Source organism: Gelidibacter sp. F63206 (genome assembly GCF_023015735.1).
Window position 1 is genome coordinate 19,723 of record NZ_JALKAU010000072.1, and the last position, 13,045, is coordinate 32,767.

Genomic DNA, 13,045 nt, shown 5'->3' on the forward strand with positions numbered 1-13,045 from the left:
TTTCAAATCATGATTTTTATTTTGGACATGATGATTTTGAGTACCGAGTAACAAATGAATAAAACATCTGAAATTTTATTTATTACGACGGGGAGTTTAGCGACAAATCCTAGGTTGGTGAAAGAATTTGAAACATTGAAAAGCAATGTTAAATGTCACGTTATGTATTTTTTGAGTGACGATTGGAGCATGGCCTTGACTAAAGAAATCAAACTTAGAAACCCTGAAGTCAATTTTATAGAAATAGATCGGAAAAAAATATTTCTGGAAACCATTGTATCCAGAGTCCTACATAAAATAGCAATTGTATTCAATAGTTTTTTTAAAAATAACCCTCAGATTTGTGCATTTGCTAATAATGATAAGGCACCACAATTGTGGTTCAAAACAAAACGATTATTTAAGAATGTAAATCTATCAAGAGTAATTGCCCACAATTTAGGAGCTTTCTATCCAGCCTATAAATTGGCTATTAATTCTTCTATAAAGTTACAATTGGATATTGAAGATTATCACCCAGGAGAAGCATTGTATTTTAACGAAAAACATGAATATAAGAACAGAATCGTAATTATGCAGTCCACTTTCAATAGTGCCGATGCCATAACTTATGCTTCAGAAGGTATTAAATTAAAATGTGAAACTGTTTTTAACTTTAAGCAACAGACAAAAAGAGCTGTGATCATTAATTCTTTTAGATCCGATGATTTTCCAGAACCAATAGCGATCAATAAAGAGATTAACTTCGTTTGGTTCTCTCAGAATATTAGTCCTAAAAGAGGATTGGAAGAGGTTTTTGAAGTTGCAAAGGAGTTTTCAAACATCAAATTTCACTTGATAGGAAAACCTGATCAGAATTTTATTGAACGGATGGAGATCTCAGATAATGTAGTTATACATTCTCCAATGAGCCAAGATAAGTTACATGAATTTTTATCTAAAATGGATGTTGGTTTAGCATTAGAAAATAGAGATGTGGATGGAAATCGAGACATTTGTTTGACCAATAAATTCTTAGCCTATGCCCAAGCGGGACTATTCATATTAGCCACAGACACCTTTGGTCAAACCCATTTTTTAAAGAAATTAGGGAAGCAAGCAGGTATAATCATAGAAACATCGTTAAGTGATGAAATTCGCCAATTGAATAGAGAGTTATTACAACATAGTTATAAAGTAGAACGGTGGAAACGGGCAAAGGTATTTTCTTGGGAAACCCAAAGTAATATATTGAAAGAGATGGTTAAATGAAAAACCTTCTAATAATATATCCGCATTGGCATCCTGCAAATTTAGCCGGTGTTCATAGACCAAGATTGATTGGTAACTTTTTGCCGGAATTTGATTGGCATCCAATAATTCTTACGGTCAAAGAAGAGTTTTTTGAAGAAACACCCGATTTAGATTTTAAAAAGACGTTTAGAGATCATTTTGAAGTCCATCGTGTGAAAGCTTTTCCATTAGGTAAAATCAGGATATTTGGTGATATTGGGATTCGGTCCTTTTGGCAGCTTTATAAGGGAGCAAAAAAAATTATTGCAGATAATAAAATTGATTTTATTTGGATACCAGTGCCATCTTATTATCCAGCATTAATAGGAAGATTGCTCTATTCAAAATATAAAATTCCTTATGGAATTGATTATATTGATCCTTGGGTGCGAGACATGAAAAATTATCCAAGTTCTGGTATTCGGCAACGGTTAGCCTTAGGGATTGCTCGAATTTTGGAACCCATAGCTGTAAAAAAGGCAAGTTTGATAAGTGGGGTAGCAAAAGCCTACTATCAAGATGTTTTGGACAGAAATGATAAAGCCTCAAAGAAAATAAATGTGGCAATGCCTTATGGTTTTGACCCTAATGATCATGATATAAAATTAGATATTGCAACGCCATGGAATAATGAGAAAGACGTTGTTCCATATATCTATGCTGGCGCATTTTTACCAAATTCGGTATCATTTTTCAATAAATTTTTTGCAACTATAAAAAGGTTTCGGGATACGAACCAATGGAATGACAATATTCGACTTTATTTTATTGGTACAGGATTATACCCCGGGAAAACCATACAAGAGCTCGCTAATGATTATGGCCTTTCGGATGTTGTTATTGAAAAAAGGGACCGATTACCATTTTTAAATATCCTATATTATTTGGGTCAGGCACAAGGGGTGTTGGCCATAGGAAGTCCGTCACCGCATTATACAGCCTCCAAGATTTTTCAATCCATTTTAAGCAAACGGCCCGTATTCGCTTTTTTCCATAAAGAAAGTTCGGTTGTTGATATTTTAAGAGAATGTAATGTTGACCAGTTTTTAATGATCTATGATGAAAATGAATCCGATAAAGATTTGGATGCAAAACTTGAAAGCGTATTAGGCTGCTATTTTTTAAAGGAAGTTAAGTGGAATGTTAAGATAGAATGTTTGGAAAAATACAGCGCAAGGGCGTCAGCTAAAACATTGGTTGGTGGTTTAAATAAAGTTTTAGGGAATGGAAATATATAAAATATCATTCTTACAATCCCATCCCATTCAATACCATTCGCCACTTTATGATAGAATGGCGCAAAATGAAATGGTCGATTTAAAGGTTTACTATTGTACCGATTATGGTTTGTCTCAAGATGGAATGCGCTTCCATCCTGAGCTTGGCGAACTCCCCAATTGGGATGTGGATTTAGTTGCAGGCCATAGGCACGAGATCTTGGAAAATAAAGCATTTAAAAAGGGGATGTTCAATGGTTTTTTTGGCTTGATGAATTTTAGTATTTATGGCAGACTTAAAGAAGATAGGCCTGATGTTCTCGTAATCAATGGATGGAATTATTTTACAATGGTCTGGGCTGTTTTTTGCTGTAAATTGTTAAAAATAAAAGTGTACGTTCGTGGAGATAACTCAATAGAAGGAGATAAGAGATTAGTGGGTTGGATGAGAAAAGTAAAACATTTTCTATATGGGATGTTTCTATTTCCATTATATACCAAAATCAGTTATGTAGGCACACAGAATAAATCTTTTTTTCAGTCTTACGGGGTAAAGGAAGGACAGCTTCTTCATCTACCGCATGCCATAGATAATACAAAATTTGAAAGTTATTATCAGGCACATAAAAATAACAAAGAAGAAATACGCAACAAATTGGGTATTCCAAATAAGTTTAATGTTCTTTTTATTGGAAGGCTCCATCCGGAAAAACGAATTTTTGATTTAATTGAGGCCGTTGGAAAAATTAATGAAAGAGTGCATCTCACCATTGTAGGTCATGGTAAATTGTATAATGAAGTTAAACAAGCGTGTGAAGCATATCCACCCAACACATTTAAAATGGTGGGTTTTAAAAATCAAGGGGCTTTATTGGATTATTACCTAACGGGAGATCTTTTGGTATTGCCAAGTCAATTGGAAACTTGGGGGTTGGTGGTAAATGAAGCCATGAATTTTAATCTGCCTATAATTCTGTCAAACACTGTAGGGTCTGTTGTGGATTTGTGCAGGGCTGAGAATGGCTATGTTTATGAGATGGGAGACATTGATGAACTAAGTTCAAAAATTGATTTCCTATCTAAAAATCCAGAGGTTGCAAAAAGAATGGGAAATAGCAGTGGAGAAATTATAAAGAAATATTCCTATGACTTTATTATTGAAAATTTGATTAAATCCTTGTAATATAAAAATCAAAAATCATCAAAGGTTTTTTAAAAGTAAAGTATGCACATTTTACTATTAGCGACTGAATCCCATCTTTTTATGTTTAGTCCACGGTCTTTATAAACGGGTTAAATGGTGCGCAACTACTAAATTTGTGGTTATGGTCGGTAAAGTGTTTATTCATAATGGAGTTTTTCTTAATCATTTAGTTTTGATTTAAAAATAGTTTACAAAATGAGATTAGCATATATTACAAATACAAGTTTAAAAGAATCGAGTGGGGGTGGCTCTGGGGTTAATTTTGCAACTTATAATTACCTTAAAGATTCCTTTGATACGGATTATTATTTAATAAATCCTAAGCCTGATGTTATGTCCAAAATTAAGTCAGGCCTACGTAAAAAGCTTCATTTAAAAAGAGATTATCATCATTTTTCGAAACTACGACTTACTGATGTAGGTAATCAGTTTGAAGATATAGAAGGTGAGTTTGATGCCTATTTTTTTCATGGTTTTACGCAATGGATTTCCACCCTTCCCAATAAGCCATATTATTGCTTTAATGATGCCTGCTTTGCTACTTATGTTGAAATCTATAATGATAAAAATGAGTTTAAGGAAACAGACTTAAATAGGATTTTTAAAAAGGAAGCGAATTGGTTAAATAATGCTGAAAAAGTTTTTTTTAGGTCAGAGTGGGCTTTAAACGAGACAAAAAAAGCCTATAACCTGAATGGTAATAACTTTCTAAATGTTGGAGTGGGAGGGTTCATCGATATTCCTAAAGAAGATAAATACACAAAAGGATTTAATTTTTTATTTATTTCAAGAGAATTTATTCCGAAAGGAGGAAGAGTTGTAGTTGAAGCATTTCAGGCATTAAAAAAATCTTATGACTTCATCAATTTGTGGATTGTAGGAGAAGATCCTGGAGAGAAAATTAAGGAGATCGACGGAGTAGAATATCTAGGCTTTTTTAATAAAGCAAAAAAGAAAGATAAGAAAGATCTCATTAAGATTTTCGAAAATACATTTGCCTTAATACATCCAACATTGAAAGATACTAATACATTAGTCATAAATGAGCTGTCCTATTTTGGATGTGTGTCAATTGCATCAGATAGATTTGCCATTCCAGAATATTTACTTGATGGTCATACTGGATATCTATTAAAAGAACCAAGAGATCCCTCTGAATTGAAATTTTGGATGGAACAATTAATAATCAACCCCGAAAAGTATCAATCTATGAGGGTAAATGCTCGATCTAATGCGATACAAAATAATACTTGGGCTATAGTTGGGGCACGAATTATTAAAGCTATTAACAAACATTAATGTAATGAATTTACTAATTCTACATTACCGGCCAAAGGAGCTCTACCCACCTTTATTAAATGTTCTATCATTTTTAGACGAGCAAGATGTGGACTATAAATTAATAACTACTAAGAAACTAAAAACTTCAAACTTTAGCATAGTTAACAAAATATTAACCACTTTTGACTATTTTATCTACACCTTAAAGTGTTTTATTTTATTGATTTTCAAACCTAAAAATATTTTATATTTTGAATCAATCAGTGTTTCTCCATTAGCAATATTTCAAAAAATATTTGAATTAAATGAATATAATATTTTTGTCCATTACCACGAATATTTTTCCATTACAGATTATAAAAAACAATCATTATTTGAGCGTTTGGGAAGAAAATATGAACTACCAATTTTAAAAAGTGCTAGGTGGATTTCACATACCAATAATGATCGTCTTAATTTTTTTAAAAATGATTTTCCTACCCTAGACATTTCAAAACTACATGTTATGCCTAATTATCCATCACGATTATGGTTGATCGACGGCTCGAAATATGCTTCAAAGGAAAATGTAAAAGGGAACAATACAATTAAACTTTTATATATAGGTTCACTTTCGTTTGAAGGAATGTACTTAAATGAAATATTGACACAATATGGTAATAATAATAAATTTGAAATTACATTTTATTCACATACATCAAATAAAAAAATTATTGACACATTGAATTCATATAAAAATGTTGAGTTCAAAGGAAGTATTAATTATATTGACATTCCTAGTTTAAAAGGCCTATACGATGTTGGCCTCGTGCTTTATAAGGCAAATTCTTTAAATGTTAAATATTGTGCGCCAAATAAAATCTTTGAGTATTTAGCTTTAGATTTAGATGTCTGGTGTTCGGATAAATTGATTACTGCCCAAGATTATATTATTGAAAAAACATTTCCAAAAATGCTTTTAGTTGATTTTGCAAATTTGGAAACATTCCATTTTCGAGAAGCTTTGAATAGGAATGGATTATATTATAAACAAAGTCCATACTTTTGCGAAGAAGTATATGCTACTTTATTAGAAAAATTTGATGAAGATATTAATACCTAATTATTGTCTCGACGACAGCTTTGTTGACAATGTTTCTTTTACTTTGAAACAAATGGGTCATGAGGTTATTCATATGGGAACAATCTCTGTAAGTAAATCCTATTCCAAAATTTATCGTGCGGTCAAGGATATCCAGAGTAAATTATTCCCACAATTATCTAATCAAGAAAAGTTCATTTTAGAAATCATTCATACTACAAAGATTGACCTGATGATTTCCTTGACACAAAGCTTGGATGAAACTGTCTTATATGAATGTAAGAAAAAAGGAATTATTACGGTGTCTTGGTGGGGTGATCCTGCCGCAAATATGACTAAAAGAGGTGTGCTCTCAGAATATTGGGACTTTGTTTATATAAAAGACGCCTATGCTGCCCATAAAGTGAAGAGTTTAGGGATTAACGCAGAACAGCTTTTGGAAGCCATGAATCCTGCCTGGCACAAGCCTACACATCAGCAATCTAATAATGAGTTGGTCATTGCTGGTTCTTTTTATGACTATAGACAATTTATAACAAAAAAATTAATTCAGGACGACGTTGAATTAGGTTTATATGGTCCGACGCCGCCAAATTGGGCGTACAAGGAAATTATAAAAAATCACACGAAAAAATTCATAACTAAAAAGCAAAAATCTAAAATATTTGGAAGTGGGTTGGGTGTTTTAAATACAAGTCCTATGAGAGAGTTTGACTCTGTTAATTGTCGCGCTTTTGAAATTGCCGGTTGTGGCGGTCTCCATATTTTGGATAGCAGAAAATCAATTGAAGCTTGTTTTGAACCAGGTAATGAGGTATTAATTTTCAATTGCTATGATGAATTACTTGAGATTTTGGATAAGGCTAAAAGATTTCCAGACGAAATGAAAAAAATTCGGGAAGCGGGTGTCAAAAGGGCGCATAGTGACCACACTTATGAAATTAGATTAAACTATATACTATCAAAAATTTAAAAAAATGTTTATACCCATATCAAAACCCTCCATTACCCAAAAAGAGATTGACTATGTTACAGACGCTGTCAAATCCACTTGGGTCTCCAGTTTAGGTAAATATATAGATCGTTTTGAAGCAGAGTTTGCCGATTTTTGCGAATCTCGTTATGCAATTTCCGTGAGTAATGGTACTGTAGCTATTCAGTTGGCACTCACTGCTCACGGCATTGGAGAAGGCGATGAGGTCATCATGCCCAACCTGTCGTTTATTGCCACTGCCAATGCCGTATTACATTGTAATGCCACGCCTGTTTTTGCAGATATCGACGAATTTAATTTGTGTATTGACCCAAAGAGTATTGAAGCTTTGATCACTCCGAAAACAAAAGCCATAATGCCCGTCCATTTGTATGGACACCCAGCTCAAATGGACGTTATTTTGGAAATAGCCAATAAACATGGCTTATGGGTCATTGAAGATGCTGCAGAAGCGCATGGCGCTAAAATTAAGGGGAAACGCGTAGGATCATGGGGGCATTGTGCAACCTTCAGTTTTTATGGCAATAAAAACTTGACTACTGGAGAAGGAGGCATGATCACCACGGATGATGAAGATTTTTACAACCGTTGTAAGTATTTGAGGGATCATGCTATGAGTAAAGAAAAGCGATATTGGCATACGGCTGCCGGCTTTAACTTTAGGTTGACCAATGTCCAAGCAGCATTGGGTTGTGCACAATTGGAACGCATTGATGATTTTATGAAAAAACGTCAAGAAATCTTTGATTGGTACACTAAATACTTGGGTAAGATTGATGGTGTTAATTTAAATAATACAGAGGAGTGGGCTGAAAATGCCTATTGGTTAATCTGTTTGGAAAATAAAAACTGGAACTGGGATACACGAGAGAAATTTATGATAGAGCTCAAAAAGCGTGATGTGGATTCACGCCCATTTTTTTATCCGATGTCGCAAATGCCATACTTGAAAGATGTTAATAATACCCCCGTAACAGATAGAGTTTACCAACAAGGTATTAACCTTCCAACCTACTATGACCTCAAGGAAGAACAAGTGAAGTTTGTGTGTGATGTTATAAAACAATTGCTGAATGAGTAATCATTTTGGTAAACTAGTGGAGTCTTTTCTTCGCCCAGTTTCTGGTGGTATAGGTAGAAGACTGCGCTATATGTATTACAGGAAAAAATTTAAATCGTGCGGTAAAAATGTCATTATAGATGAAGGGGTGTATTTCGAAAACATTCAAACTATAAGTGTTGGTAGTAACGTGTGGATAGATAAAAACACCATTTTATTGGGTGGTGCTTTTAATTCTGAAGGAAGAAAGTTTTATAAGACTGGGGAAAACATAATACCTTGGGGGGATTTAGTATTAGGAAACGGCGTTCATATTGCACCCTTTAGTTTAATACAATCTCATGGAGGCGTCTCCATTGGGGAAAATGTAACAATCGCTTCTGGAAGCAAAATTTACAGTCTTTCTCATCACTATAGAGATCTGAACGCTATGGAAGATCAAAAAAGATATTCTTTTTCAACCATGGCAAAAAAGGACGATCAATTTATGATTGTTGGTAACGTAGTTATTGGTGATAGGGCTGCTGTTGGTTTGAACTCAGTTCTGTTGCCCGGTACTGTCGTTCCTGAAGGCACATGGATTGGTGTTATGAGTTGTTTAAATAGTACTGATGTTCTAACGCCCAATTCTATTTATAAAAAGTAAATTTCATGAAGAAAATTTTATATCTCTCTCCAGGCTGTTTCGATAAAGGTGGTATCAGTAGGTATAACCGATATCAAATTAATGCGTTGCGTGAAATAGAAGGAGCAAATAATGTAAAGGTTTTTTCGCTTCTGGCGCCACAGGATGGAGGATTTGAAGAGCCGTTTGAAGTCTCCTGGCATGCATCGGGTACTTCAAAATTGAGCAAATTAAAGTTTATTATTAAGGTTTTACAAGCTGTTTATTTTTGGAAACCGGACATCATTTGGTTAGGACACGTCAATCTTACCGAGATTTTAGTGCGTTTTAGACTTTTTGATAAAGCAAAAAGTATCCTAAACGTTTATGGGTTGGAAGTGTGGAGTGGATTACGTCCGAAAGTAGAAGTTGGGTTTAGAAAAGTGGATTATGTTGTTTCTGATTGTCATTTTACAGCAAAATATATTGAGGACGAGGGGATTAGGGAAAAGGCCTCAACTGAGGTGATATGGGATTGTGTTGATTTGGAAAAATTCACACCTTCAAAATCAAATGTTGAAGATAATTTTTATGAAAGTTATCATCTGCCTAATCCGATAGAGTCGCCTTGGATTTTGACCTTAGGACGCCTGTCTTTCACGGCTGCGCACAAAGGCTATGAACGCTTGATGGAAGTGTTTTCGAAAGTTGTCGAAACCGATGATAAATCGGTTTTGATTTTTGCCGGAAAAGGTGACATGATTGATCACCTTAAACAGTTAGCTAATGAATTTAAAGTTGCTGATCGCGTCTATTTTTCTGGAATGGTTCATGAGGACGATTTACCAAAATTTTATAGAGCGGCCCGAGTTTTTTCTTTAGTGTCTGACCGGGGCGTTGGCAGAGGCGAAGGCATTCCTTTAACTCCTTTGGAGGCGATGGCCTGCGGATCGCCCATTATTGTAGGTAATCAGGATGGTTCCCAAGAGGCCATTGTTATGGAGAAAAATGGCTATTGTATAAATCCTTTTGATTTGGAAAAGCATCAATTATGTATTAAAAGTTTAATTGATGATGAATTTAAATTTGAAGAGATGTCAACAAGTGCCATAGCCGTCGCTCGAGAACATTTTTCCTATGAGGGGTTTAGAGAAAAACATAAGCAATTTTTGAATAAGATTGATGACTGAATACATACTTATCATTGCGTTCTTATTTTTGTGCTATAGGCTGGTTAAGAATATGGGCAAATCCTTTCCCTTATTTGAGTTAACGGGTCTCTTATATATACTGCAGTACGGAATTGCCCCAATGTTAGATTATAAATATGGAGAACTTGGAATTATGGCTGTACCTGTTGAAGAATATTTGCCATTTGCCACGTATGCAAGTCTATCTTTTATCGCTGGTTTATTTGTGTTTAGGCCTAAATTAAAATTAAAACCTCTACAAATTGATCCTGAAATGGCATCGGCTTTGGGGCGAATCTTTTTATCAATTGGTATTATAAGCAGTTTAGCAATGCTGATTCTTCCCTATTCTTTTAGATCCATTGTGACCTTTTTCATAATATTGAAATGGCCCGGTGTATTTAGTTTGATATTTTCGGAAAAGAAGATTGATAAATTATTTGTCATCATTGTGTTTATAGAAATTGCTGCTTCTGCAATTTTAAATGCACTGTTAATAGAGTTTATTGTTTTCTCTATTTTTATACTGATGTATATTAGTCTTCGTTACAAAATATCTACTAAAGTAAAGATTATCGTAGCTTTAACGGGTATGCTGTTTTTAACTGTTTATCAAGGCATAAAGGCTGAATATAGAGAGCTGGTTTGGGAGGAAGAATTATCTTTTGAAGAAAAAATAGGCTTACTGTCGGAACTAATAACATTTAGTTCCATACAGGAAACATTTAGTGAAGATATTGATAATAATGACTCAGTTCTACAAACGATTAGTAGATTAAATCAGGGCTTTCAGACGTCGATGGTAATAGGTCATGTTCCCACACATGTGCCTTTTGAAAATGGAACGGCATTGATGGAAGATATAGCTTCTTCATTAGTACCACGGTTTTTATACCCAGACAAACGTGTCGTGAACGACTATCAACGGTTTAATTATTATACAGGCTATAGTTTAAACGCCGCTACATCAATGAGTATTGGTGTCATTGGAGACGTTTATATTAATTTTGGCTTTTACGGCTCAATTGTAGCACTTTTTTTATTGGGCATGTTTTTCTCCAGAATTTCACTTTGGTTTTATAAATCATATATCAGTAATAATATGCTCAACCTGATTTGGTTGCCTTTTTTATTCAGTTATCTCATCAGGCCTGGAAACGAATTTTACATGGTGTTGAACCACTTGATAAAAGGCCTTATTGTATTCTTTATTGTTAGAGGATTCTTGTATCGATATCTTCAGAGAAACTTATTAAATAAACAAAGATCTATTGAAACGTCAGAGAGTCCTAATTACCATTGATTGGTTTTTGCCAGGCACAAAATCGGGAGGTCCAGTGCGATCCTATGCCAATATGATTGATCATTTAAATCATTATTATGATTTTTTGATCATCACCAGAGATACAGATTACTGCTCAGATGAAGTTTATGACTCTATTCAGTCGGATTCATGGAATCAGTTTAACGAACACACGTCAATTTATTATTTCTCAAAGGAAAACTTGACTCGAGATAACTTCTCTACACTTATAAAGAACACTGAGTTTGACATCCTGTATGTCAATGGCATATACAGTTGGTTTTTTTCAATCCTGCCCATTCTGTTGGTAGACAAAAGGCATAAAATTATTGTTTCTGCGCGGGGGATGTTGAATGCTCAAGCTTTTTCAGTTAAGAAATTTAAAAAGAAGCTGTTTTTAATTTTGGCCAATGCAATTAAGCTTTATAAACATGTCTATTTTCATGCCACTAATAAAGATGAGGCCATCCAAATTGAATCCCATATAAAATGTTTTAAAGGTATGTATATAGCGCCTAACCTTCCTCGAAAAATGCAAGGTAGCACAAAAGCTAAACAAAAGCATGAAGGACCTACGCGTTTTGTTAATATCGCAAGAGTGTCAATAGAAAAGGGTACTTTAAAAATGATTGAGGCGATGAGAACAATCACCTCGGAGGTCATTTTAGAAATTTATGGACCCATATATGATTCAGAATATTGGATCAAGTGTCAAAACAGTATAAACGAACTTCCTAAAAACTTAAAAGTGGAGTACAAAGGAGTACTTGAAAGTGAAGACGTTCCCAATGCATTGAACGATTATGATTACTTGATCTTACTTTCAGAAGGAGAAAATTTTGGTCATGCTATAATTGAAGCTTTATCAAGCGGCCTGCCTGTTTTAATCTCAGATAACACTCCTTGGAAAAACCTGGAATCCAAATCTATTGGTTGGGATGTCAATATCGAAAAAGAGGAGGAGATTATTAATGCGATCAATAAGGCCACACGAATGTCTCCATTGGAATATTCTAAATGGTCAAAATCAGCCCTTGAATTTGCTGATGAATTCACTCAAAATCCTGAACTTATAGAACAAAATAAAGCCTTGTTTTTGAGTTCACAAAATTAAAAAAATGAACCTATCATGTTAAAAGCCTTATCGTATAAGAAAATGATCAATAGTGGATTGCACCTGCTTGTCGGTAGACCGTTTTAACAATTAAAAAGAATATAAAATACATATGAAACGAATACTTGTTACAGGAGGCGCCGGATTTGTCGGTTCCCATTTATGTGAACGCTTATTGAATGAAGGCAATGAAGTGATCTGCTTGGACAACTACTTTACCGGGAGCAAGAAAAACATTGAACACCTCATGGACAATCATTATTTTGAGATGGTAAGGCATGATGTCATCAACCCGTATATGATTGAGGTTGACGAGATTTATAATTTGGCCTGCCCGGCGTCGCCAGTGCATTATCAATACAATCCCATCAAAACTATTAAGACCTCGGTTATGGGAGCCATCAATATGTTGGGCTTGGCAAAACGTGTCAAGGCCAAAATCTTACAGGCATCTACCAGTGAGGTGTACGGCGATCCCGCAGTGCATCCGCAGCCAGAAACCTATTGGGGAAATGTTAATCCTATTGGTTTGAGGTCTTGTTATGATGAGGGCAAACGCTGTGCTGAAACTCTGTTTATGGATTACCATATTCAAAACGACGTCAATATTAAGATCATCAGAATCTTTAATACCTACGGGCCAAATATGAACCCCAATGATGGGCGTGTGGTTTCAAACTTTATCATGCAGACCTTACAGGGAAAAGATATCACAATTTTTGGTG

The 13,045-nt window shown here is 34.5% G+C and carries 12 protein-coding genes; all 12 read left to right on the forward strand.

Annotation, left to right across the window (positions count from 1 at the left end; all coding sequences use genetic code 11):
* Nucleotides 1–54: 54 nt before the first annotated feature.
* Nucleotides 55–1,251: a glycosyltransferase gene (locus MWU32_RS03690; RefSeq protein WP_246937914.1), complete on the forward strand. Its 1,197-nt coding sequence runs from the start codon at nucleotides 55–57 to the stop codon at nucleotides 1,249–1,251.
* Nucleotides 1,248–2,510 carry a hypothetical protein gene (locus MWU32_RS03695; protein ID WP_246937916.1) on the forward strand — a complete coding sequence of 421 codons (1,263 nt, stop codon included), beginning with the start codon at nucleotides 1,248–1,250 and terminating at the stop codon, nucleotides 2,508–2,510. Before MWU32_RS03690 ends, MWU32_RS03695 begins: the two co-directional genes overlap by 4 nt.
* On the forward strand, nucleotides 2,497–3,672 hold the full coding sequence (locus MWU32_RS03700; RefSeq protein ID WP_246937918.1) for a glycosyltransferase family 4 protein: 1,176 nt from the start codon (nucleotides 2,497–2,499) through the stop codon (nucleotides 3,670–3,672). The genes MWU32_RS03695 and MWU32_RS03700 overlap by 14 nt, the downstream gene beginning before the upstream one ends.
* 216 nt (nucleotides 3,673–3,888) lie before the next feature.
* Nucleotides 3,889–4,992 (forward strand): glycosyltransferase family 4 protein, encoded by a 1,104-nt coding sequence (locus MWU32_RS03705; protein WP_246937920.1) that lies wholly within the window; start codon nucleotides 3,889–3,891, stop codon nucleotides 4,990–4,992.
* Nucleotides 4,993–4,996: 4 nt separating this feature from the next.
* Nucleotides 4,997–6,076 carry a hypothetical protein gene (locus tag MWU32_RS03710; protein ID WP_246937923.1) on the forward strand — a complete coding sequence of 360 codons (1,080 nt, stop codon included), beginning with the start codon at nucleotides 4,997–4,999 and terminating at the stop codon, nucleotides 6,074–6,076.
* Complete coding sequence (locus MWU32_RS03715; RefSeq protein WP_246937938.1) at nucleotides 6,057–7,028, forward strand: glycosyltransferase; 972 nt, start codon at nucleotides 6,057–6,059, stop codon at nucleotides 7,026–7,028. Before MWU32_RS03710 ends, MWU32_RS03715 begins: the two co-directional genes overlap by 20 nt.
* Before the next feature lie 4 nt (nucleotides 7,029–7,032).
* Nucleotides 7,033–8,130 carry a DegT/DnrJ/EryC1/StrS family aminotransferase gene (locus MWU32_RS03720; protein WP_246937925.1) on the forward strand — a complete coding sequence of 366 codons (1,098 nt, stop codon included), beginning with the start codon at nucleotides 7,033–7,035 and terminating at the stop codon, nucleotides 8,128–8,130.
* Nucleotides 8,123–8,755: an acyltransferase gene (locus MWU32_RS03725; RefSeq protein WP_246937927.1), complete on the forward strand. Its 633-nt coding sequence runs from the start codon at nucleotides 8,123–8,125 to the stop codon at nucleotides 8,753–8,755. The genes MWU32_RS03720 and MWU32_RS03725 overlap by 8 nt, the downstream gene beginning before the upstream one ends.
* A 5-nt stretch (nucleotides 8,756–8,760) precedes the next feature.
* Nucleotides 8,761–9,903, forward strand: a complete 1,143-nt coding sequence (locus MWU32_RS03730) for a glycosyltransferase family 4 protein (protein ID WP_246937928.1) — start codon at nucleotides 8,761–8,763, stop codon at nucleotides 9,901–9,903.
* A 121-nt stretch (nucleotides 9,904–10,024) separates the two neighbouring features.
* Nucleotides 10,025–11,206 carry a hypothetical protein gene (locus MWU32_RS03735; protein ID WP_246937930.1) on the forward strand — a complete coding sequence of 394 codons (1,182 nt, stop codon included), beginning with the start codon at nucleotides 10,025–10,027 and terminating at the stop codon, nucleotides 11,204–11,206.
* The gene (locus MWU32_RS03740; protein ID WP_246937932.1) at nucleotides 11,175–12,320 is read left to right on the forward strand and encodes a glycosyltransferase; all 1,146 of its coding nucleotides are present in this window, start codon (nucleotides 11,175–11,177) and stop codon (nucleotides 12,318–12,320) included. The genes MWU32_RS03735 and MWU32_RS03740 overlap by 32 nt, the downstream gene beginning before the upstream one ends.
* A gap of 112 nt (nucleotides 12,321–12,432) precedes the next feature.
* Nucleotides 12,433–13,045, forward strand: a 613-nt coding sequence (locus MWU32_RS03745; protein ID WP_246937934.1) for an NAD-dependent epimerase/dehydratase family protein, incomplete at its 3' end; no start/stop codon positions are given.

Excerpts from the sequence above, each read along its gene's own strand:
- MWU32_RS03690 (WP_246937914.1), top strand. The coding sequence starts at position 55 with ATGAATAAAACATCTGAAATTTTATTTATTACGACGGGGAGTTTAGCG.
- MWU32_RS03695 (WP_246937916.1), top strand. The coding sequence starts at position 1,248 with ATGAAAAACCTTCTAATAATATATCCGCATTGGCATCCTGCAAATTTA.
- MWU32_RS03700 (WP_246937918.1), top strand. The coding sequence starts at position 2,497 with ATGGAAATATATAAAATATCATTCTTACAATCCCATCCCATTCAATAC.
- MWU32_RS03705 (WP_246937920.1), top strand. The coding sequence starts at position 3,889 with ATGAGATTAGCATATATTACAAATACAAGTTTAAAAGAATCGAGTGGG.
- MWU32_RS03710 (WP_246937923.1), top strand. The coding sequence starts at position 4,997 with ATGAATTTACTAATTCTACATTACCGGCCAAAGGAGCTCTACCCACCT.
- MWU32_RS03715 (WP_246937938.1), top strand. The coding sequence starts at position 6,057 with ATGAAGATATTAATACCTAATTATTGTCTCGACGACAGCTTTGTTGAC.
- MWU32_RS03720 (WP_246937925.1), top strand. The coding sequence starts at position 7,033 with ATGTTTATACCCATATCAAAACCCTCCATTACCCAAAAAGAGATTGAC.
- MWU32_RS03725 (WP_246937927.1), top strand. The coding sequence starts at position 8,123 with ATGAGTAATCATTTTGGTAAACTAGTGGAGTCTTTTCTTCGCCCAGTT.
- MWU32_RS03730 (WP_246937928.1), top strand. The coding sequence starts at position 8,761 with ATGAAGAAAATTTTATATCTCTCTCCAGGCTGTTTCGATAAAGGTGGT.
- MWU32_RS03735 (WP_246937930.1), top strand. The coding sequence starts at position 10,025 with ATGTTAGATTATAAATATGGAGAACTTGGAATTATGGCTGTACCTGTT.